Here is a 21247-nt window from a genome sequence, read left to right on the forward strand (position 1 = left end):
CGCGGGCGCCGATGACGGCGCCGGCGATCCGGGCCTGGTACTTGCCCTGATGCGTCATCAGTGCCCGGCGGTTGACGTCGCCGACGGCGTAGAGCCAGCCGTCGGCGACGTCGGTCACTTGGAAGGTGTCGTTGACGGTCAGCCAGTCGCCGGGGGTGAGACCGACCGTCTCCAGGCCGACGTCCGCGGTCCGCGGGGCCCGGCCCGTGGCGAGCAGGATCTCGTCCGCGGCCAGCTCCCCGCCGTCTGCCAGCGTGATCCGCACCTCGCCGTCCTCGCGTGCCAGGGACGTCACAGAGGTTTCGAACCGGATGTCGACGCCGGCTTCGCGCAGTCCGTCCGTGACCAGCTCGCCGGCGAACGGCTCCATCCGCTGCAGCAGCCCGTCCTCAAGGACCAGCATCGTCACCTGGGAGCCGAGCGCCTGCCAGACGGTGGCCATCTCGACGGCCACCACACCCCCGCCGACCACGGCGAGACGGCCGGGTACCCGGTCGGCGCTGGTGGCCTCACGGCTGGTCCAGGGGCGTACCGTGTCGAGTCCGGGGATGGGGGGCAGGGCCGCGCTGGTGCCGGTGGAGATGGCCACAGCGTGCCGGGCGGTCAGCCGGACGGTGTCGCCCTCGGAAGTCTGCACCGCCACCCGGCGGGGACCGGTAAGCCGGCCGTGGCCGCGTATGAGATCGACGGAGACCGAATCCAGCCAGTCGACCTGGTCCTCGTCCTTCCAGTACGAGGACATCTTGTCGCGGTGCGCGAGGACCGCCTCGACGTCCAGCGGCCCGACCGCCTGGCGCAGTCCGGGTACGCGACGCGCGTCGGCACGTGCCACCACCGGCCGCAGCAGCGCCTTGCTCGGGTCGCAGGCCCAGAACGAGCACTCCCCGCCGAGCAGTTCACGCTCCACGATCACGGTACTGAGACCGGCGGCGCGGGCGCGTTCGGCCACGTTCTCGCCGGCCGGACCCGCGCCGATAACGACCACGTCGTAAGTGCGGGTTGTCTCGTTCATTGCTGCTCCGTTCATCACTGCTCCTGTAACTCAGTCGGACATTTCGGGGGCCCGACCACTGGCCGCGCACTGTTCCCCGCCACCGGACGGCCCGAGAGCTGCCGCACCGCACGGTTGTGGGGTGGCCACGGGGCGGGAGCGGACGGCTCCTGACGGCAGCCGCCTCCCGGCGCCCGGGCCCTGATCAGCGGTGTGCTGATCCTTCACCGGGCAGATCCACTCGGCGGCGCTCGGTCGATGCGGTTCCGTGGCGGCCGGACCGATGAGCGGACAGCGCGCCTGCACTCCCAGTGGGCCGGGGCGGGGCCATGGCACACGTCTTGGTCATGGGCGCCGTGCACTCGGTGCCCGGGATCCGGCCGCTCGGCTTCGCCGGTGTTGCACCCGGGGGTTGACGGGACCCGCCGTCGCCCGGGTTGGTCTTGGTGTGTTGGGTTCTGGGTGGGTGGGGTGGTGTCAGCGGCCGGCGAGTCGTTCCTTGACTTCCTGGAGTATCCAGCCGTTGCCGTCGGGGTCGCTGAAGGTGAGGTAGGAGCCGTAGGAGGCGCGGTCGGGGTGCGGGCCGGCCAGCCGTTCCTGGCCTGTGCCGTGGTGGACGGCTTTTGCGGCTTCGTGGCCGTGGTGGAGGAGTCCGCCTGCGTCGTGGAACACCTCGCTCACCTCGATGCCGCGGGCGGCGAGTGTTGTGTGGGCCTCTTCGATGTCGGTGACGATGAGGTACAGGCCCTGGGTCGAGCCGGGGGCGGCGGAGGTCATCCCCTGGCCGAAGATGATCGAGCACTCGGAACCGGGCGGCGTGAAGTGGACCGCCCGGTAGTCGTCGCTGGCCGTGTAGTCGACGTCCAGGCGGAATCCCACCGCCTCGTAGAAGGCCTTGGCCCGGTCGACGTCGGAGACGGGCAGCACGATCATTTCGAGTTTCAGATCCATGGGGATGTCCTTGCTTCTTGGTTCATCGGGTGGTTGTTGTCGGCGGGGCGGGATGTGCCGCCCGTTTGCCGTGACACAAACCTATTTCACACTTACCTCTTGCACAAGTAACGCTTGCAGGTTGAAAGTGTGACAAAGGAATCACCGTGGGTGGCCCGGTGACCGCGGCCGGGGTGGGGCTCTTTTGCCGCACGGGTCCGGGGTACGCCGCGGGCAGGCACCGTGCAGGGCCTGGAGGGGGTGTGGGCCGGAAGCCTTGAGGGAAGGTGCTGCGAGGCGGTTCATCCCGCGGCTGGAGCCCGACGGCCCTGGCGCCTCTGCTCACCAACGGGATCGGTGTGTGGGCCTCGTCGAGGAGGAAAGAGCCGGTGTTGATCTTCGGTTCGGTCAGCGACCGCGTCTTGAGGTAGCGGTCGTGGTCGAAGCCGACGGCTCCGGTATCGGGATTCCGAGGGCGGGCCCACGGATTGCGAGTGAACGGCGCCACTTCTATGGCGAGTTGGAAGTTCACGGTGGGGGCTTCAAGGGTGCGGAGCTGCGGAACACGGTGACGGGCGAGGGTTTGGTAGGCGGAGTGGCAGAAGCGGGTGACAGTGCACAAGCCGGCGCAGGAGAGAAGGCGGTTGGGAGGTCTCGGTCATCGATGCGTACGGGTTCGGTGATGCCGACGTCCTGGCCGGTTTCCAGCCCGGCTCGCAGGGTGGCGCACCAGATCGATGTCGTCGACCGTTCAGCGGAAACGCCCGGTGGGCGTGTCAGCATCCAGCCGTTCCCGCCCCTCGTAAGGCCCGAAGGACCCCTGCTGCCAAGGGCAGCAAAGCAGCTCCCAAGGCTCTCGCAAAGCAGAAGCAGGGACGCCCGTCCAAGAAGACCATCCCTGTCAAGTCCGAGAAAGCACAGGCCGCCCAGAAGGCAACGCCTGCTGTGCCGGCCAAGGACAGGGGCAGTCTCATCGAGCAGGTCAGGGAGGTGGTGTCCGCGGCCGACGGCGCGCCCGTCCGGGCCCGCGACTTCACCGAGGCTCTGGGGCGCGAGCTCACAGTCGAGCCTGTGCGGCAGGCAGCCGGCCCCTGGGCCTTGTGCTCACGATCAGTCGAACTGGCCCGGCTGGTAGTCACCGGCCGGCTGCTGGATGATGACGTTCATGCGGTTGTAGGCGTTGATCAGGGCGATGAGGGACACCAATGCGGCCAACTGGTCCTCGTCGTAGTGGTTGGCCGCGTTCGCCCAGCCCTCGTCCGTGACGCCACCGGCCGCGTCGGCGATGCGTGTGCCCTGTTCCGCCAGTTCCAAGGCCGCCCGCTCGGCCTCGGTGAACACCGTGGCCTCACGCCAGGCTGCGATCAGGTTGAGACGTACCGAGGTTTCCCCGGCGTGCGCGGCGTCCTTGGTGTGCATGTCGGTGCAGAAGCCGCAGCCGTTGATCTGGCTGGCCCGGATCTTCACCAGTTCCTGCGTCGCGGCCGGCAGAGTCGACTCCGTGATGACCTTGCCTGCCGAGTTGATGTACTTCGCGAACTTGGGCGCGACGGAGTTGCCGTAGAAGTTGAGGCGGGCGTCCATGGTGATCTCCTTGCTGCGTTGACGGTTACACAGCATTGACGGAACGACCCCACGGAGATGTGACACACCGCTGAGCCGGATGGATGTGACCTGCGTCTCTCCCGGCCCGCAGGGTGGTCCCGCCGGTTGGGCGTGAGCAGGAGCCCATCGCGGCGCGCCCGGCTCGGCCTCGACGCCACGGTCCCACCCCGCGCGGAGCTAGTGACCTGAGTCAACGAGTGGCTGTGACCAGCACATTCGATACCCGCCCGAGGGCGCATCTCCTGCGACGTCGGCCGGCGGCCGGGGCGACGGCACACCAAACGGCTGGGGCAAGACGGTCTCGCTGGACATGCCTCAGACCTGAGGCCACGACGTGCTGTCGGCCGGTGCCGGCTCGGGCTGCCTGGAGATGTCCGGCTCTCGGTGTGGTGTTTTGCCTGTTCAGGCTGCACGGCGCGAGTCCCTGCCGTCGGCGCCCACTCTCACACACCCTCGACGACTCCCCCGCCCATGCGCCCGCTCCAGGGCAGCGGCCGCGTCAAGAGGGCAGGGGGCCGTCACGCCCGGCGTGTTACACGGGCGCTCCGGTGACGTCCGGGCGACCGGGGTCAGCCCTCAGTAGCGCCAGAAGCGTCGTGCCTTACTCGGCCCAGGGCTCGAATCCGGTGTGAAGGACGGCTTCGAGGTGTGCGCGCAGTTGGGCTGCCTCGTCGGCGCCGAAGTTCTCCTCGAACTGGGCCTGCACGGCATACCACAGTGGTAGCGCCGCCTTCAGTCGGGAGAGGCCGTCCGGCGTGATGGCTGCGATTCGTGCGCGGCGGTCGGCTGCCGACGGCTCGACGGTTACCAGACCCTCGCGCGCAAGTGGCTTGAGGTTTGAGGCCATCGTCGTACGGTCCATGGCGATGACGTCGGCAAGGCCGGTGATCGTCATTTCTCCGTGCACACTCAGCTTCTGCAGGATGCTGAGCTGCGTCGCACGAAGACCGACCGCGGCCAGGGCCTTGTCGTAGGTCGCACCGAGGTACCGGGCCGCCTTGCGCAGGGCCAGGTTGTTGCACGAGTCGCCGGGATTCGTCGGCGCAGTGGTCATTGTCTCCTCCAGAGCTTCGCCCACCCATGGTACGAGCAGGTGCTCGCAATTGCGACAGGGGTCACCCTGGCACCAACGGTCGACAGCGGGTCGGCGGGCCCACCCCGAACCGTCCACCCTTGTCATCCCGTAATTAGGAGCATATACTCCTAATTGTTTGCGGCGTGCATGCCCCCGCCTGATCATCCCTCCCGCGAGCCTCGCACCCCTCCATCAGAAAGCCTTGTCATGGAAGCCCCCATTGGATCCGCTCCCGTGCGTGAGCCGACACTCTCCGCAGCGGCCGAGCTCTCCCCGAAGCCCCACCTCGCCGCCCGCCGCCCGCCGGTGAGGGCCTGGCTCCAGCCGACTCTGATCGCCTTGGTCGTCGTGGCGGCCTTCATCACCTGCTATGTCGGCCTGCAGCGCGACCCCCAGCCCCATCAGGTCCCCATCGCCGTCACCGGACCTGACCTGCCGGGCCAGATACACCAGGCCCTCGGGGACAACGTCGAGGTCCACCCAGCCGCTGACGCCGAAGCAGCGCGCCACGCCTTGGAGCGCCACGATGTCGTCGCCGCGCTCAGCACGGACGGTCCGGACCAGCTGCGCCTGGAGATCGCAGGAGCAGTGGGCACGTCCACCACCTCGGCCGTGAACCACCTCGTCGGCGCCTACGCCCACGGTGCAGGCAAACACGTCACCACCGAGGACATCGTCCCCCTGACCCACTTCGACACTCGGGGACTGGCCGGCTTCTACATGGCCTTCGGCGTGACACTCGCGGGCTTCGTCCTCGGCTCGAACGCTCTCGGCCTGGCCAGTGTCTTGCACCTGCGTCACCGGTTCTGGCTGCTGGCCGGCGCCTCCGTGGCCATCGGCACCGTCGCAGCGATCATCGCCGGCCCCGTGATGGGTGCGGTCCCGGCCCCGCTCGTCCCGCTGGTCCTCACTCTCACCCTCCTTGCAGCTGCGGCCGCTTTCACCACCAAACTCCTCGGCACCTACCTCGGCCCCGTCGGAGTCCCGGTCGCCACACTTGTGCTCCTCACCGTCGGCAACGCCACCAGCGGTGCTGCCATCGGCGCTGATCTGCTGCCCGCCGCGGCCCGAACCATCTCCGCACTACTGCCACCTGGCGCGGCCGTCCGCACCATCACCGACCTGAGCTACTTCAACGGCGCGCACGTAGCAGGCCCCGTGATCACGCTCGCCCTGTGGGCCGCCATCGCTGCGGTCCTGCTCGGCCTGCGCCCCCGCCTGATCAGGCCCGGCGCCGCAGCCACCGCCTGACCCATAACCCCCGGACCCGGTCGTTTCGCCACCGCCACGTCTGAACGGCACGGGACCGGTACCGGCCTCACGATCCCAGGGACGCGGAGCTGACGCCGCGGTGCAGCGACGCGACGGTACTTCTACGACGCCAGGGGACCGCTGGACAACACAACACGGGCCGGTTGTTTGCGGTCTACGCATCCGGCACCGCCCCCCGGTGTCTCATGGCCTCGCCACTTTCACACACCTCACACCACACACACGTGTGATCACACCACGACTCAACGACTCAGAAGGAGATCAACCGATGGTTGCCAGCAACCTTGTTCTCATCGCCAACGCCGGTGGCGTAGGCCGTACCGCACTCGACCAACTGCGCTCGCAGGACGTTCCCGTGCGCGCAATGGTCCGCCGCGACGACGATCGCGCGGCCGAATTGCGTGCGCTCGGCGCGGAAGTCGTCGTCGGCGACCTGACCCGGCCCGAGAGCGTCGCAGCCGCGCTGGAGGGTGTCGGGCGGATGTACTTCGCGATGCCCGTCTCGCCCGACCATCTGCTGGCCGCGACGGTCGTGGCCACCGTGGCGCGCGAGCACGGGAAGCTCGATGCCCTGGTCGGCATGTCCCAGATGACGGTGTCGCAGATGACCGCCACCAGCACCGCAGAGTCCTACCAGCAGCGGCTTCACTGGCTGGCGGAGCAGATACTGAACTGGGCGGGCCTGCCGGTGGTACATATCCGGCCGACGTCGTTCCTGGACAATCCGCTGTTCACCTCGCTGGCGGCGCAATCGATCCGGGACAACGGCACGATCGCGCTGCCCTTCGGTGCCGGGCGCACATCGCCGGTCGCCGTGGACGACGTCGCCCGGGTGGTCGCCACCGTGCTGCGCGACCCGGCCCCGCATGTCGGGCACGTCTACGAGCTGACCGGACCACGCGCGGTCGACATGACGGAGATGGCCGAGAAGTTCTCACGGGCGCTGGGGCGTCCGGTGTCCTATGTCGACGTGCCGCTCGATCAGTGGCGAGCCGAGGTGCTCGCGAAGGCAGGCCTGCCGCCGCACATCGAACAGCACATCGCCACCATGGCCCGACTGCACCAAGAAAACCGCTACGACCGCACATCTGACGACGTCGAACGCGTGACGGGCACACCTGCACGGACGATCGAGGCGTTCGTGGCCGCCCGCAGGGACTTCTACCTGGGCTGACCGCTCCGGCCGGGGCCAGACCCGCCGCACAAGCACCACCCCCTTGGCGGCTTCCGCGGCAGACCCCGGCCCGCGCCGGCCGTGTCGGCCCGCAACCGACCGGGAGCCGTCATCAAACTGCTGAGGAGACGATGCAATGCAACCTGCACTGGAGAGCCCCGACCCTGCCGAAACCGTGCGCCGCGCCCGGTTCGGCGAGCTGCCGAAGCGAATCCTCCCCGAGGAAATGATCGAAGAACGGGCGGCCACGGTGCCGGGCCCGGCGACGAAGACATACAACGCCGACGAGTGGCTCGTTCGGTACTGCCTGTGAGCCACATCAGCCCAACAATGGACACGCTGCGCGCGCTCGGTGCGGGCGCGGGCAACTCCCCCACCGAAATCCTCGTCCCGATCCTGGAGCGGATGGGCATGCCGACCGACGCCGACACCCGGGCAGCGCCGGCCGCCGCCGACGAGGTGCTGAAGCCATTCATCGAGAGCCTGCCGTAGACCGACCGCGGCGCCGTCACCCAGGGCTACGCCGGCGCCGGGCCGGCCCCACGCCGCCACATCGAACACCAGAGGCTGCGCTCCCTCGCCCCCGCCATGGGCGTGCAGAGCACCGCCAGTGATACACGGCCTCGTCCACCGCCTCAGCAGGCACGACCACGAGTGGGCCCACCTGGCCACCGAGAGCACACCTGGCCCAGCCGGTGGACCAGCGTGCTTCAACAGCACCCGCAGCACGCCCACCGGCCGCATCGGCTCCTGCCGTCCGGGGCTGCCGGACCGGCCGGCCCGAGTTACGCCTACCGTTCCCCGACCCCTCACGGAACGAGGATCACCGCCCCGGGCGTGATGCGAATGGGGTGCGGACGAGAGAGAGTGGATATATGGCTATATCACTGAATCCCCCAGGGGAGACACCACCTGCCGAGGGCTCCATCAGTGAAGCCCACCAGGAACGCGCGGACGGAGGCATCTGGGAACACCCCGCCTTTTGGGCAGGACTGGTCCTGCTGGGATCGGTCTTCTTTGCCGCATTCTTCATCGCGCGGATCTTCGGATACGGATGACCAGCCGCATCCGGCGCCGACCGGTGACCAGGCCGGAGGAGACAGCGATGAACATCAGACAGGAGGGCAGCTGTCGCAGCATTGATCGTCGATCCGCCAGGAACCCGTGAGCGGATGGCCTCATCGATCAGGCGCGGCAGCACCCGCTGGGCCTTGGCGACGACTCGGCGCCTCGCCAAACGGGGCACACCCCGATCGCGGCGACCTTGAGACGATCGAGCGCATACACCACGACCTCGCGGGGCTGCCATGTGTCGAGGTACGCGACTGCCGCAGAGCGGAAGAAACTGCGTCGCCATCGACTCCAATGCATCGCTCGGCAAAGCGCACGTGTTCCGGCGATCTCGAGCAAGCGGCCGCCGAAGCATTACAACTTCGGCGGCCGCCTCTTGTCGTCAGACGTCAGACGGCGCCCCGGTGAAGGCCCCGTTGGTGAGGACAGGAACGGTCTCGCTGTCGTCCAGTTCGATCGCGATCGCGACGTCGTCGGCGAACCCTCCCTGAGCCAGCTCCGAACCTGACGAACAGGTGGCAACGGCGTGCACGACGTCGGGATTCCCGGCGAAAGAAGTCCGTGCGGCAGCGGCCTCGGGAGACAGCGGACCGACTCCTTGGGCGTGCAGTTCGGCGATGATCGCCCCAGCCCCGAGCAAGTCTTCCAACGCGGGTCGCAGGCTGTCGTCCGGCCAACGCTCTCCTGCGGCGATCACGGCGACCGGCCGCGCGAGAGTTCCATAGCCGTGACGGGCCAGCCATCGGCCCACGGCCGTCGCGTTGCGCAGGCATCCGGCGACCACTAGTGATCCGTCTGCTGCAGCAGCGATAGCGGAGCCGTTGGGAGACGGCAGCACCAGCCGGGGGGTGAACGGAGCTCGGCGCAAGGCCGCTGGTGACAGCGACCATGGTGAGGTCGTCGTGGAGGCTCGGCGCCCGACGGCGAGTTCGGCGGCCATCTGCTCGGCGAAGGCAGACGCAGTCTCATCACGCCAGGCATAGGGGAAAACCCGGGTTCCTGCCTCGACGGCGATCGTCACCGATGTCGTGAACGACAGGACATCGACCACCACAAGACAGGCGACGGCTGGGGCGAGACGTTGTGCACCGGTGGGACCCCACTCGAAGCGGACCCCATTTCCTTGCTGCAAGAACCAATCGCTCATGGCGATCGAGTCTGCCATCGGTATGCGGGGCCACTCCACGGGCTGAGCAGGCGTCACGAGTCTGCAGGGCGGCGCTCCGGTAGTCGCCCGACCGCCCGGAAACCAGTCGCCTGGCCGCCCGGAAGCCGGCTGCGACCCGGGGACTAGGCCCTTGTAAGGACGGCGGCCGGTTCCCGGGACCGTGGTAAGGCGGGCGACCACGGACCTAACGTTGAAGACAGGGCGACACCGCCCCGTCCGAGGAGGCCCGCACCATGTCCGTCGAGCTGAACCATACGATCGTCGCGGCGCACGACAAGAAGGCGTCGGCCCAGTTCATCGCCGATCTACTGGGGCTGGAGGCCGGGCCGCCGTACGGCCCGTTCCTCCCGGTCGAGACGCACAATGGCGTCACTCTCGACTATCTGGAGACCGACGCCCCCGACATCTCGCCCCAGCACTACGCGTTCCTGGTCTCCGAGGCCGACTTCGACGCGATATTCGCCCGCATCAAGGCAGCAGGCCTTACGTACTGGGCGGACCCGTACCACCGCCTTCCCGGCGAGATCAACCACAACGACAGCGGCCGCGGCACCTACTTCGACGACCCGAACGGCCACCGGATGGAGATTCTGACGCGGCCGTACGGGAGCGGCGCCCCGGGGACGTGACCTCAGCGATGCGGGTGCAGAGGTCGTTGATCTCCGCGTGCGCCGTGGTCCGGCTCTTGTACCAGGTGGCGCTGATGTCCAGCGTGTACACGACACGCGCCGTTCCGCGTCGTCGACGATTGGCTCGCCGTGGACGGAGAAGTCTCACCGAAGGCCGGTGGCAACCGCCCGTTCAGGGGAACCACTTGTACTTGCCTCCGCCGACCCATCTCACGAGGGCGGGATCGTCGAAGTCGATATCCGTCACCCCCGCCTGATGCGCCAGTCTGATCACATCCACCATGTCGTAGGCAGGCCCGGCCAGCACCCCGTCGATCTCAACCATGCGGTACGGCGGGTCGCCCGGCACGACGCCGAGGACGACGACAGGGGTGGGATGGAAAGCCTCTTGAGCGTCGTTGGTCATGCTTACAGCGTGAGGCAGAGGCGCAACGCGCACATGTCGAGCACACCAGTGGGTGTGCCGCACGTCGTCCGACCGCGAAGTGACCAAAGACGGCGTCATTGACGACCATCCAGCTCGGCGCCTCGGCCTCATCACCGGCCTGGGGTCGCAGCCACCACTTGCGCGCCCCCACAAACCCGGCGCTTGCCGGCCTGGATCGGGGCGGGTACTCCCTTGCGCATTCCACGACGGTGCTGTTCTTCTCAGTGCAGCGTCGTAGCTTGCCGTAGCTGTTCATCCACGAGCAGGTGCCCGTGTGTGAAGCGAGGACGGCACCTGTACGGGCGGCTGGCGACTCGTAGGACGCCCCACACCCGGACTGCACATCGCCCAGCCGCGTCTCGGCAGCAGGTCAGCTGTGCTGTGAGCTGCCCACAGGCGCCGAAGGGTCGAAGGCCGCGTCGGCATGAGCAATGTGCGCGAGCAGGGCCAGCGATTGTGCGGCTTCACTGTGTGGTGCTGCATGCAAGAAAACCAGCACCTGGCCGTCCGTCCCGGTGACGGCCAGCTTTTCGTAGCTGAGTTCCATCGGGCCGACCTGGGGGTGCGCCACGAGAGCTGAGCCGCTGGTACGGGGAGCTACCTCGTGCCGTGCCCACAGTTGCCGGAACTCCTCGCTGCGCACGGACAGTTCACCCACCAGTTCGGCCAGGTGTTGATCGCGGCTCTCGGGGCCGGCCAGGGCCCGGACACCTGCGACCAGACCGGCCACGATGTGGTCCCAGTTCTCCTCGTACAGTGCCCGGACCGCAGGGTCGAGGAAGGCGGCACGAAGAGCGTTCTTACCCGGCGCATTCGCCGGGGACAGGGCGACGGCGAGCGCGTTGGCCACGAGGACATCCTGGTAGCGTCCCAGCACCATGGCCGGAATGTCGGTGCGGGACATCACGAACTGCCGAATGCCGTCAGCACTCGCTCGGGGCGACGCCGGGCGGTACGGCGCCGCACGGGTGCCGCGGCGAGCCGGTGCAAATAGGCGGCCGCTTCGGCCTCAAGGCCCAGGACCCCTGCCAGGGCGTCGAGGACCTGTGCGGAAGGGTGCTGATCCCGGCCCTGCTCCAGGCGGAGGTAGTACTCGGAGGAGATGCCGGCCAGTTGGGCCACCTCCTCGCGGCGCAGCCCCGGGACGCGACGGCGGCCACGGACCGCAAGGCCGACGACCTCGGGTCTGGTGAGATCGCGGCGGGCCCGAAGGAAGGCACCCAACTCGTTGGTCTGGTTCACACAACGACGGTACGTGTTGTGCGCACTTTCATCCTGGCCCTGTCACCACCCCTGTAGGCAGGACCCTGGCTGGCGCCCCGAGGAGGCCGGAGAGTTCTTGGCGAGGTGTCGATGCGGCAGCTCTCCAGCCAGAAGAGCCCCCGCGAGCCCTCTCCCCTCCCACCGCATACGCCGCCACCGAGGCCGGCCTGATCGGAATGACCTTGCCCGCAGCCCGCGACCGCCCCCGAAGACTTCACAGCCCTCGTGGCCCACCTCGTCGAGAACGAGTGGATGAACGCGGCGACGCCACGCCTGGACAGCGACTACCGCCCGCCCGTCCACTGAACCATTCACAAGAGACTCAGGAACATCATGACCAACACCGCCCGTCTGACCACTCCCTTCAACCGCGAGACCACGGCTGACGAGGTCCTGTCCGGGGTCGACCTGACCGGCCGGCGTGCCGTCGTCACCGGCGCCGCCTCCGGCATTGGCATCGAAACCGCCCGCTCCCGGGCCGGGGCAGGTGCCGAGGTGACCCTCGCCGTGCGCAACACCGACGCCGGTCGGAAAGTAGCCTCCGGCATCACGGCCACCACCGGAAACAGCAAGGTCGGCGTCGCCGCCCTGGAACTGACCGACCGGTCCTCGGTGGCCGCGTTCGCCGATGCCTGGTCCGGCCCGCTGCACATCCTCGTGAACAACGCCGGCGTCATGGCCCTGCCCGATCTGCGCCGCACGCCCCAGGGCTGGGAGTACCAGTTCGCCACCAACCATCTCGGCCACTTCGACCTCGCCCTCGGCCTGCACGACGCCCTGGCGGCCGAGGGCGCGCGAATCGTCGCCGTCAGCTCCAGCGGGCATCTGGTCTCCCCGATCGTCTTCGACGACATCCACTTCGAGCGCCGCGCCTACGACCCGTGGCTCGGCTATGGCCAGTCCAAGACCGCCGATGTGCTGTTTGCCGTGGAGGCGTCCCGACGCTGGGCCGAGGACGGCATCACCGCGAACGCGCTCATGCCCGGCGGCATCCGTTCGGGACTCCAGCGCCACCAGGAAAGCCCGGACATGGACCCGTCGACCCAGAAGATCTTCGACACGTACCCCTGGCGCACCCCTGAGCAGGGGGCCGCCACGTCGGTGCTGCTGGCCGCGTCACCGCTGGTGGAGGGGGTTGGCGGACGCTACTTCGAGAACTGCAACGAAGCTCTTCCGCATGACCCCGCAACCGCCGGCGCCGGCGTGGAGACATCCGGCGTGGCGCCCCACGCACTGGACCCCGAGGCCGCCGAGCGCCTGTGGGACGTGTCCCGTCGGATGCTCGCCCGATAAGGCGCTGGAGCAGACGACCGGACGCCGCCAACCCGACACCGGGTTCGGCGTGACGCCCCGTGACGGCGCATGCGGCGTGTCTCGAAACGGCAGACGCCGGGGCAGGAGGTCGCGTGTCGCGGCATCGGGGCGTCGCTTCCTGGAGGGCACCGACGAGGACACGGTCGGTGCCCTCGTCGTCGACGTGGCGCAGGAGTACGGCCACGTCGACGCGGTCGTTTCGCAGTCCGGCGGCATCGTCGCCCTCGGCACTGCCATGTCAGACAGCGGGCGGGAACTCTCCCAGCCCCTGCTCGGCGTGGGTGATCGCCGTTGGGTGACCGAACAGGCCCGGAAGTCCGCCGGTGTGGAGGAACACCGTCTTCCGGCCGGGGACGATCGTCCCGTCGCGGACGGCGGCGACCAGCCCCGCCAAAGCCCGGGCCGTGTACACGGGGTCCAGGACCAGTCCCTCAGTCCGAGCGGCAAGCGACAGGGCGTGCGCGGCGGCAGGGGTGAATGTGCCATATCCCTCGCCCACCTGGTCGTCAAGGGTGAGTTCGGCCGGTGTCACGGCGGTGCCCCCCGTTTCGGTGGCCATGGCGGCCACGGCGGGGGCCGGCTCGGACAGTGCGCCCGTGTCGACGCCGAGCACACGCTCCGGACCCAGTGCGGCAACCAGCCCCGCCATGGTGCCGCCGGACCCCACCGCAACCACAACGGTGCGCACGTCCGGTGCCTGGGACAGCACCTCCCGCCCGCACCCGGCGTAGCCCCGCGCGCCAAGGCTGCTCGACCCGCCGAACGGGATGAGTGCCGGGCGTCGCCCCTGCGCTTCGAGCCGCGCCGCTACCTCCGATGCCGCCGTGGCCAGTCCGTTGGCGTCGACGTCACCCGCCCACGCCACGCGTGCGCCGAACAGGCCGTCCAGTGCCAAATTCCCGGACCCTCGGCCGCCTGGCGCCCCGGGGAAGACGAGAACCGCCGCGAGGCCCAGCCGGGCGGCGGCCGCAGCAGTCAGCCGGGCATGGTTGCTCTGCGGCGCGCCGGTGGTCACCAGGGTGTCGGCACCTTCGGCCATTGCGGCACCGACAGTCCATTCCAGTTTCCGGATCTTGTTCCCGCCGCCCCCGAGACCGGTCAGGTCATCCCGCTTCACCCACAGATCTGCAGGTTCCAGCCCGATGGCGGCCGCAAGGCGGGGCGCCGGTTCCAGGGGGGTCGGCCAGGTACCCAGCCCCACACGCCGCTGCATGGCCTGCGCAGTGTCCGCGCTCATAAAGCTCCTTGCTCGGGTCCCACACGACGGGCGACGAGGCCCATGCCCGACGGCCGACTCGCGTCCCGGACGGCGCCGTCCGCAGGATCCTCGCCGTGCCGACCAACGCCTCCGGCTGCGTGCCAGGCGAGGTGGCCCGGCCGGACCTGCTCCCTCCGGGCCCGCAGGGACTCGCCGAGTGCATTCGTCCCGTCCGTGCCCCCCACACTAATCGCGCCTCCCGCAAGGTGGGGTGTACCCGTCACTCCCAGGAACAAGTCAGTGCCGGCAGCAGTCGCCGTCAGGCGACCACCGAAGAACTACGGGGCGCGATGGTCCCCTACCGGGACGGGTTCGACGAACTGCTTCACGACGACAGAAGGCCGCCAGAATCGGTCGAGCCCAGAACTTCCGGAGCGAATGGAGGCGGGGAGCGAATGGAGCCGGGACAAAAGGATCCGATAGGACGGCGCCGTTCACGCGGTGTCGGCACGCCGCATCCGCCTGGGATGCCTCGTCGCCTTCAACTCGGCGGAGGCGACGAGGGAATGTCCCTGCCACGGGTCGCGGTTCGACACCGTCGCAAGCTCCACAGCCGGCCCGCTGCGGCGGTCAGCCCTTGGCACCGCGTGAGGTCCCCGCGCTGTCCTGCACGGCCTGCTCGACTTCGTTGCGGTCAAGACCCTCATTCTTCGCGTACCGCGTGATCGCGTCCTGCAGATCGCGTTCGAGATCACGCCAAGCGCGCCATGCCGTCTCGTAGGTCGTCGTCTGTGCCTCGGTCCACGGCTCAATGGCCGGCGGCCCGAATCTCTCTCGCAGTTCCACGACCCGAACGTGCGCCTCGTCCGTCGCGCGCTGCATCCCGATCAGCTCTTCCAGGGTGTCTGCCACGCCCGAACCCTAGAACGGCACAACGGGGCGCGCCCGCGCGCAGGGCGCGACAGCCAGGAAGAACCTGGGCGCCCACAAGCCACGACCGGGGGCGGTGATGACGTGCCGAAGTAATCGCGGCCGGAGACCAGTGGAGTGAGACCCCGGCCCGGGCCGGATGTCACAGCTGGTCCGCGGCTCGGTCGACACCACAGGCGGCGTCGGCCAGTGTTCGGCGTTTCCCGTCCGGTCTCCGGACTGCACTTGCTGGGTGAGAACCTGCCAGCAATGCCCGTACCAGTCGTTGCCGCAGCCGGTACGGTCGACGACCTGCAGGATCAGGTTCCGGGCGGCGCGCTCCCACAGGATCCGCTGGTCCTCGATGCCGCCCAGTTCCAGCGGGTACTGCAGCCGTCGGAGCAGAAGCGCTCGCGACGGCGTTCGTCGGCGATCGCAAGTATCGCAATCAGCAGCCGGAACTCCTTGCGGCGCTCGTCGGGAGGGGTGAGGCAGGCGATTTTGCCCAGTTGCTGGTCGATCCGGCCGCGCGTGATCAGCACTGCGGGCGTGTGTGTCGGGCGCAGTTCTTGGGCGAGTTCGTTGAGTATGACGTCGCGCTCAGTCATGACACTGATCTCCCGTGAGAGGGACTTTTGCCGCGGATTCCGGGGTCAGTGGAACCAGGCGACAAGTCGGACGTTCCCCGCTCCGTGGAGTTCGCTGAGGGTTCGCATCATGCTCCAGACAGGTCCCCAGTGGGTCCCGTCTCCGGCGACCACGTCTCGGCTTCGCGTGCCTGAGCTGTCTGTTTCCTGCCAGTCGGCGGAGGCGAGCTCGGCCTCCTGAAGATGATGTGGCAGAGGATGTCGAGAACGGCCTGGCGACTCCGGACAGCTATCGACTCTGCTACGTCCGCGGCCCCGAGGGCATCATCGTCGGACTGGCCGAGCAGCTCAGCTGAAGGCTGCCGAAGGGACCGTGCACTCAAACAAGGAATCATCCGGACACCCGCGCCCGGGAGGGCCGATGTGCGCACCCGGGCGCTCGCGAACGGGACCGCCGGGGCAAAGCTCCACCCGTACGCCGACCTTCAGCCCACCGGCACCCGCTCCGCCGACCTCACCCGACTCGGCCACACCAGCCCCGGTTCTCCAGGCTGAGATGTGTCTCATGAGGCACATCGGCCTGGGATAGTGCGGGCGAGAGGAGGAGCCCCGCCCCGACCGAGCTGGTGTTCACGAGATCGGGGAGCACTGCTGCCGGATTCACACGGCGTTCAGTGGCGCCCTGTTTCCTTGCGGATGGTGGGGGCGACTTCGGTGGCGAGCAGTTCGATGGAGTCGTTGACCATGTGCGCGGGCATGCCGCCGAAGTCGATCTGGCCCATGAAGCGGTCGGTCCCGAGGATTTCGCGTTCGGTGAGTATCTTGTCGATGACTTCCTGGGGACTGCCGGTCATGAGGGCGCCGAAGGGGCTGGAGACGGCCTGGAAGTGGTCGGGGGCGACCAGCCAGCCGCGCCCGCCAGGTGTCTTGGGCCGCAGGTATTCGCGGTAGTGCGGGTACAGGTCGCGGCGGGCGTCCTGGGAGGTCTTGCCGACGTAGAAGTGGCTGGTCAGGCCGAGGCGCAGGGTGTCGGGGACGTGGCCGGCGGCCTGGCCGACGGCGCGGTAGTGCTCGACGAGGGGGCGGACGCTGCGCAGGTCGCCGCCGATGAGGCCGAGGACCATGGGCAGGCCGAGGCGTCCGGCGCGCTCCGCGCTGGCGGGGGTGCCGCCGACGCCGAGCCACAGGGGCAGCTTGTCCTGCTGGGGGCGGGGCGGGATGGGGAGATGATCGAGGGCGGGGCGGTGGCGGCCGGACCAGGTGACGTGCTCGCTGGCGCGGATGGCCAGCAGCAGGTCGAGTTTCTGGGTGAAGACGTCGTCGTAGTCGGCGGGGTCGATGCCGAAGAGGGTGAAGGCTTCGAGGAAGGCGCTGCGGCCGGCGATGATCTCGGCGCGGCTGTTGCTGAGGAGGTCGAGGGAGGAGAAGTCCTGGTGGAGGCGGACCGGGTCGAGGGTGGACAGGACGGAGACGGCGCTGGTGAGGCGGATGTTCTCGGTGGCCTGGGCGATGGCGGCGAGTGGGATGGCGGGGTTGGCGACGGCGAAGTCGGGGCTGTGGTGCTCGCCGAGGGCGAAGACGTCGAGGCCGGCCTGGTCGGCGGCGACGGCGTAGAAGACGATTTCGCGGGTGCGGGCTCCGGCGTCGCGGAGTTTGCCGGTGGCGGGGTCGGTCTGCAGGTCGGACAGGGACAGGATGCCGAGTTCCACGGCGGGCTCCTCGCGTCGGTACGGGGGCTGGGCGGTACGCCGACCCCGGCTCTTCGGTGGGTCAGTTGCTGACGGCGGGCATGGCGCGCCGGTAGCGGGTGTCGGTGAGCTGGGAGACGAGGAAGGCGGCGATGTCCGCGCGGGTCATGGCGGAGCCGACCTGGTCGTGGCCGAGGAACCCGGAGCGGGTGCGGCCGGTGGCGGGCTTGTTGGTGGGGTTGGTGATTCGGGCGATGGTGTAGGCGAGGCCGGATCCGGTGACGGCCGCGGTCATGCCGGTGAGCTCGGCGAGGGCGTTCGGGAACATGAGCTTGGCCATGACAGGCAGGACCTTGTGCTTCCAGTGCGGCTTGTCCTTCGGGGCGGCCAGCGAGGGGGTGGCCAGGCCGATGAAGCGGGTCACGTTCTCCTGGTTCATGGCCGCCACAATGTTCGCGGTGCCTTCGGTCAGCGGGGTGCCGGTGGCGGAGCGGCTGAGGGACGGGCCGAGGGCGCTGATCACCGCGTCGGCGCCTGCCACGGCCGCCCGTACGGCCGCCGGGTCGGACAGCTGCCCGGTGGTGACGGTCAGGTGCGGGTGGGTGGGGGTGAGCTTGGCGGGCGTGCGGACGAGGGCGGTGACGTGGTGGCCGGCGTCCAGCAGCTGCTGGACGGTGAGGCGGCCGATGCCGCCGGTCGCGCCGAAGACGGTGACGAGCATCAGGGTGGCTCCTTGCTGATCGGGGCGGGCGGCCCGGGGCCGGGCCCGCAGAGTGCGGTCCGGCCCCGGGCGGTGGCGGCGGGGGTCAGAGCGAGTACGGGCCGAAGCGGCCCCAGGCGACCACGACGGCCAGGATCAGCAGGACGGCGTTGAAGGCGATCGCGGAGGGTTCCTTGCGGCGGGCGTGGGTGATCGCGGCCAGGACCATGGTGACGGCGAGACCGGTGGCAGCCAGCGGGGTCAGGACGGGGGCGATGCCGGTGGCGCCGGGCAGGATCAGCCCCAGCGCCGCGGCGAACTCCACGATGCCGATGAAGCGGACGGTGGCGGGCGAGAAGTCCGCGACCCAGGGCAGCTTGGCGACGAGCTTGTCCTTGGGCTGGGTGGCCTTCATGACACCGGCCATGGCGAACATAGCGGCGAGCAGGCCCTGCACGATCCACAGGAAGACGTTCACGGGGTTAGGGGTCCTTCAAGATTCGGGGCGGGTCGTCCGCGGTGAGGAGAATGCGGCCCGCTGACGGAGCGACGGCCGCAGTGGGACAGGGGTCAGGCGCAGGTGACGGCGAGCTTGCCGAGCGCGCCGGAGCCGAAGGCGGCGAACGCCTCGGGCGCCTGCTCCAGCGGGTAGGCGGCGGTGACCGGGACGCGCAGCGCGCCCGAGGCGGCGTCGGCGGCGAGCGTGGTGAGGGTCTGCGCGTTGGCGTCGGCCATCACCGCGTGGGCGGTGACGTCCTGGCCCTGGACTGCGTCGGGACCGAAGCCCAGGGTGGAGGCGATCCGTCCGCCCGGACGCAGCAGGCCCGCGAGCTGGGCGCCGTCGCCGGCCAGGTGCAGGACGGCGTCGACCCCGCTCGGGGCAAGGGCGCGGACCTGGGCGTCCAGGTCGCCGGTGAAGTCGACCAGGTGCACGTCGGCGTCGGTGAGGGCGGTGACGAAGTCGGCCTCGGCGCCGGGGCGGGCGGTGGCTATCACGCGGGCGCCGCGGGCGGCGGCGATCTGCACGGCGAGCGCGCCGACGCCGCCGGTGGCGCCGCAGATGAGCACGGTCTCGCCCTTGGCCGGGGCAACGGCGTTCACGCTGTCCAGCGCGGCGGTGCCGGCCAGGCCGACCGCGCCGGCGTCCTGGATGCTCAGGCCCGCGGGGATCGGGGCGACGCCGTAGGCGGCGGTGACGGTGACGTACTGGGCCAGCGAGCCGGTGCCCAGGAACGGCTTCATCACCACGCCGAAGACCGCGTCGCCGACCGCGAAGCCGTCCACGCCCTCGCCGAGGGCCTCGACGGTGCCGGCGAAGTCCTTGCCGACCACCAGGGAGAAGCGGTGCTCCATCATGCCCTGCAGGTAGCTGGCCGCCGTGGCGGCGTCGAAGCCGTTCACCGAGGAGGCGGCCACCTTCACCAGCAGCTCACCGGCCTGCGGGCTCGGAGTGTCGATGTCGGTCACGGCAGGGGTGGCGGGGACGGAGTCCAGGGTTGCAGCACGCACGATGATCATCTCCAGCAAAAGCGGAACAGCCTTCCCGTTTCCATGATGCCAGCGTAACAACACAATCGGGAAGGGTGTTCCACTTCGGTACAGTGGAGCCATGACACCGCCCGCCGTCCCCGCCGAAACCCCAGGCCCACAGCCCGAACCGGGACTGCGCGCCGACGCCGAACGCAACCGCGACCGCATCCTGGCCGCCGCCCGCCGCCTCTACGCCGCCGAGGGCCTCGGTGTCTCCATGGCCGCCGTCGCCCGCGAGGCCGACGTCGGCAAGGCGACCCTGTCCCGCCGCTTCGCCACCCGCGAAGACCTCATCACCGCGGTCTTCGCCGACCGCATGGACGCCTACACCGCCGCCGTCACCCAGGCCCTCGCCGACCCCGACCCCTGGCACGGTTTCGCCCGCTACATCGAAGCCGTGTGCGCCATGCAGGCCGCCGACCGCGGCTTCGCCGATGTCCTCACCATGACCTTCCCCGCCGCCAAGGCCCTCGAAGAGCGCCGCGCCGCCTCCTACCACGGTGTCGACGACCTCATCACCCGCGCCCAGGCTGCCGGTCACCTGCGCGCCGACTTCACCCACCAAGACGTCGTCATCGCGCTCATGGCCAACGCCGGCGTCATCGCCGCCACCGGCAACGCGGCTCCCGACAGCTGGCGCCGCCTGGTCGGCCACCTGCTCCGCGCCTTCGCCACCCCCGGTACCGACGCCCCGCCTCTGCCGGACGCCCCCGCGCCCACAGCCCTGTACCGCGCGATGATCCGCCTCGGCCGTCCCGGGGCCGGCACCTCCTGAATCACGCGAGCGGACAGCGCCATGGGTCGGGCGGCGGGCTGGTCACGCCCGCAGCACAGCCACTTTCCCTCCACGGCCGACGGCCGCAGTCGCAACTCACTCGCGGAAGACCCGTGGGAGGGGGACGAGGCTCAAGGACAGACCAGGAAAGGTTACGTACTCAGGGAGAAGGGCGACGCAGCGTGGGCCGACATCCCTGCCTCGCCGCCAGGCCCGATGGAGGCGATAATCCACCCGGCCGCGGTCGCAGCCTGCACCACCGACGTCCATCTGATCGAGACGGCCGCGCTGCCCGCAGCCCTGGAAAAATTCGTCGGCCACAAAGGCGTAGGGATCATCGAAGTTCGACGAACCAGTGAAGGACATCCACCCCGGTGACCGGGTCGTCATTCCCGCAGGCAGCTCAAACTGGCGCAACCCCAGGACATCCGCGACGCCGACGCCGACGCCGCCCACGGAACCATCACCCAGTCCTGGTCGCCGATCGGCGGAGTGAAGGTCTGCCAGCCGTCCGACCCGTACAACGTGCAGAACCCGCTCCAGGACCCTGCCGTCACCGAACTGGCGGACAAGTACGGCAAGACGCCTGACCAGGTCATCCTGCGCCGGTACATCGAGCACGGCCTCTCGCCCATCCCGAAGTCCGTCCACGAGAAGCGGATCAAGGAGAACGTCGACGTCTTCGACTTATCCCTCACGCCCCAGGAAGTCGGCGCCATCGACGCTCTGGACACCGCCGTCCGCGGCGGCCCCGACCCCGAGGCCGTTGACACCAAGCTGTTCCCCTTCACCATCGAGGACTGAGAGCAGAAACCACGTCGTGCCTGTCGGGCCTGTCCCGACGGGCACGACGGCGGTGCCGTACGCGACCGGAGGCGCAAAGGAGCAGAGAGCACAAGCAGGACAGCATGCCGCGACACGACGGGCCTCCCGCAGCCAGT

24 protein-coding genes and 1 pseudogene are annotated in these 21247 nt (G+C 69.4%); 10 read left to right on the forward strand and 15 right to left on the reverse strand.

All coding sequences use genetic code 11. The features are described 5' to 3' along the window. From ABZV38_RS32765 to ABZV38_RS32780, 4 genes are all read right to left on the reverse strand, one after another. Positions 1-1012: NAD(P)/FAD-dependent oxidoreductase (locus ABZV38_RS32765; RefSeq protein ID WP_356332079.1), on the reverse strand; the 1012-nt coding region annotated here is incomplete at its 3' end. 456 nt (positions 1013-1468) lie between these two features. After that, positions 1469-1942: a VOC family protein gene (locus tag ABZV38_RS32770; RefSeq protein WP_356332080.1), complete on the reverse strand. Its 474-nt coding sequence runs from the start codon at positions 1940-1942 to the stop codon at positions 1469-1471. Between the two features lie 1089 nt (positions 1943-3031). Further along, positions 3032-3505: a carboxymuconolactone decarboxylase family protein gene (locus ABZV38_RS32775; protein ID WP_356332081.1), complete on the reverse strand. Its 474-nt coding sequence runs from the start codon at positions 3503-3505 to the stop codon at positions 3032-3034. Between the two features lie 622 nt (positions 3506-4127). Beyond that, positions 4128-4580, reverse strand: coding sequence for a MarR family winged helix-turn-helix transcriptional regulator (locus tag ABZV38_RS32780; RefSeq protein WP_356332082.1), 453 nt, complete (start codon positions 4578-4580; stop codon positions 4128-4130). 255 nt (positions 4581-4835) lie between these two features. Between ABZV38_RS32780 and ABZV38_RS32785 the strand changes: the two genes are divergently transcribed. The 5 genes from ABZV38_RS32785 to ABZV38_RS32805 all read left to right on the forward strand — a co-directional run bounded on the left by ABZV38_RS32785 (position 4836) and on the right by ABZV38_RS32805 (position 8105). Further along, the gene (locus ABZV38_RS32785; protein ID WP_356332083.1) at positions 4836-5852 is read left to right on the forward strand and encodes a hypothetical protein; all 1017 of its coding nucleotides are present in this window, start codon (positions 4836-4838) and stop codon (positions 5850-5852) included. 289 nt (positions 5853-6141) lie between these two features. Next, complete coding sequence (locus ABZV38_RS32790; RefSeq protein WP_356332084.1) at positions 6142-7047, forward strand: NAD(P)H-binding protein; 906 nt, start codon at positions 6142-6144, stop codon at positions 7045-7047. 136 nt (positions 7048-7183) lie between these two features. Then, positions 7184-7360: a hypothetical protein gene (locus ABZV38_RS32795; protein ID WP_356332085.1), complete on the forward strand. Its 177-nt coding sequence runs from the start codon at positions 7184-7186 to the stop codon at positions 7358-7360. Further along, a complete protein-coding gene (locus ABZV38_RS32800; protein ID WP_356332086.1) occupies positions 7357-7539 on the forward strand; it encodes a hypothetical protein in 183 nt (60 codons plus the stop codon). Before ABZV38_RS32795 ends, ABZV38_RS32800 begins: the two co-directional genes overlap by 4 nt. Before the next feature lie 383 nt (positions 7540-7922). Next, on the forward strand, positions 7923-8105 hold the full coding sequence (locus tag ABZV38_RS32805) for a DUF6480 family protein (protein WP_356332087.1): 183 nt from the start codon (positions 7923-7925) through the stop codon (positions 8103-8105). Between the two features lie 395 nt (positions 8106-8500). Here ABZV38_RS32805 and ABZV38_RS32810 read toward each other — a convergent pair whose 3' ends face one another. Further along, on the reverse strand, positions 8501-9283 hold the full coding sequence (locus tag ABZV38_RS32810; protein ID WP_356332088.1) for a 2-phosphosulfolactate phosphatase: 783 nt from the start codon (positions 9281-9283) through the stop codon (positions 8501-8503). 236 nt (positions 9284-9519) lie between these two features. Between ABZV38_RS32810 and ABZV38_RS32815 the strand changes: the two genes are divergently transcribed. Beyond that, positions 9520-9915, forward strand: a complete 396-nt coding sequence (locus ABZV38_RS32815) for a VOC family protein (RefSeq protein WP_356332089.1) — start codon at positions 9520-9522, stop codon at positions 9913-9915. Between the two features lie 172 nt (positions 9916-10087). Here ABZV38_RS32815 and ABZV38_RS32820 read toward each other — a convergent pair whose 3' ends face one another. From ABZV38_RS32820 to ABZV38_RS32830, 3 genes are all read right to left on the reverse strand, one after another. Beyond that, the gene (locus ABZV38_RS32820; protein ID WP_356332090.1) at positions 10088-10321 is read right to left on the reverse strand and encodes a hypothetical protein; all 234 of its coding nucleotides are present in this window, start codon (positions 10319-10321) and stop codon (positions 10088-10090) included. Between the two features lie 391 nt (positions 10322-10712). Continuing rightward, complete coding sequence (locus ABZV38_RS32825) at positions 10713-11246, reverse strand: hypothetical protein (RefSeq protein WP_356332091.1); 534 nt, start codon at positions 11244-11246, stop codon at positions 10713-10715. Next, complete coding sequence (locus ABZV38_RS32830) at positions 11246-11584, reverse strand: helix-turn-helix transcriptional regulator (protein ID WP_356332092.1); 339 nt, start codon at positions 11582-11584, stop codon at positions 11246-11248. The genes ABZV38_RS32825 and ABZV38_RS32830 overlap by 1 nt, the downstream gene beginning before the upstream one ends. Positions 11585-11938: 354 nt before the next feature. Between ABZV38_RS32830 and ABZV38_RS32835 the strand changes: the two genes are divergently transcribed. Then, positions 11939-12898 carry an SDR family NAD(P)-dependent oxidoreductase gene (locus ABZV38_RS32835; RefSeq protein ID WP_356332093.1) on the forward strand — a complete coding sequence of 320 codons (960 nt, stop codon included), beginning with the start codon at positions 11939-11941 and terminating at the stop codon, positions 12896-12898. A 259-nt stretch (positions 12899-13157) separates the two neighbouring features. Here the strand turns inward: ABZV38_RS32835 and ABZV38_RS32840 are convergent, their stop codons facing one another. The 3 genes from ABZV38_RS32840 to ABZV38_RS32850 all read right to left on the reverse strand — a co-directional run bounded on the left by ABZV38_RS32840 (position 13158) and on the right by ABZV38_RS32850 (position 15634). Further along, positions 13158-14156: a pyridoxal-phosphate dependent enzyme gene (locus ABZV38_RS32840; protein ID WP_356332094.1), complete on the reverse strand. Its 999-nt coding sequence runs from the start codon at positions 14154-14156 to the stop codon at positions 13158-13160. A 591-nt stretch (positions 14157-14747) separates the two neighbouring features. Continuing rightward, positions 14748-15029 (reverse strand): hypothetical protein, encoded by a 282-nt coding sequence (locus tag ABZV38_RS32845; protein WP_356332095.1) that lies wholly within the window; start codon positions 15027-15029, stop codon positions 14748-14750. Positions 15030-15346: 317 nt separating this feature from the next. Continuing rightward, positions 15347-15634, reverse strand: a complete 288-nt coding sequence (locus ABZV38_RS32850; RefSeq protein WP_356332096.1) for a DUF5958 family protein — start codon at positions 15632-15634, stop codon at positions 15347-15349. A gap of 263 nt (positions 15635-15897) precedes the next feature. On the opposite strand from ABZV38_RS32850, the pseudogene ABZV38_RS32855 reads away from it, so the two are divergent. Next, positions 15898-15969 (forward strand): annotated as a pseudogene (locus tag ABZV38_RS32855) (VOC family protein); the annotation flags it as partial. Between the two features lie 315 nt (positions 15970-16284). On the opposite strand, the gene ABZV38_RS32860 reads toward ABZV38_RS32855, so the two are convergent. The 4 genes from ABZV38_RS32860 to ABZV38_RS32875 form a co-directional block, all read right to left on the reverse strand. Next, the gene (locus ABZV38_RS32860) at positions 16285-17322 is read right to left on the reverse strand and encodes an LLM class flavin-dependent oxidoreductase (protein WP_356332097.1); all 1038 of its coding nucleotides are present in this window, start codon (positions 17320-17322) and stop codon (positions 16285-16287) included. A gap of 61 nt (positions 17323-17383) precedes the next feature. After that, entirely contained in the window at positions 17384-18022 is a 639-nt protein-coding gene (locus ABZV38_RS32865; RefSeq protein WP_356332098.1) for an NAD(P)H-binding protein, read from the reverse strand. 85 nt (positions 18023-18107) lie between these two features. After that, positions 18108-18479 (reverse strand): DoxX family protein, encoded by a 372-nt coding sequence (locus ABZV38_RS32870; protein WP_356332099.1) that lies wholly within the window; start codon positions 18477-18479, stop codon positions 18108-18110. Between the two features lie 92 nt (positions 18480-18571). Beyond that, positions 18572-19510: an NADP-dependent oxidoreductase gene (locus ABZV38_RS32875; RefSeq protein ID WP_356332100.1), complete on the reverse strand. Its 939-nt coding sequence runs from the start codon at positions 19508-19510 to the stop codon at positions 18572-18574. A gap of 100 nt (positions 19511-19610) precedes the next feature. On the opposite strand from ABZV38_RS32875, the gene ABZV38_RS32880 reads away from it, so the two are divergent. After that, positions 19611-20306, forward strand: coding sequence for a TetR/AcrR family transcriptional regulator (locus ABZV38_RS32880; protein WP_356332101.1), 696 nt, complete (start codon positions 19611-19613; stop codon positions 20304-20306). 492 nt (positions 20307-20798) lie between these two features. Then, positions 20799-21110: an aldo/keto reductase gene (locus ABZV38_RS32885; RefSeq protein WP_356332102.1), complete on the forward strand. Its 312-nt coding sequence runs from the start codon at positions 20799-20801 to the stop codon at positions 21108-21110. Positions 21111-21247 lie beyond the last annotated feature (137 nt).

The sequence above is a fragment of the Streptomyces sp. NPDC005181 genome, from assembly GCF_040608395.1.
GTDB lineage: Bacteria > Actinomycetota > Actinomycetes > Streptomycetales > Streptomycetaceae > Streptomyces.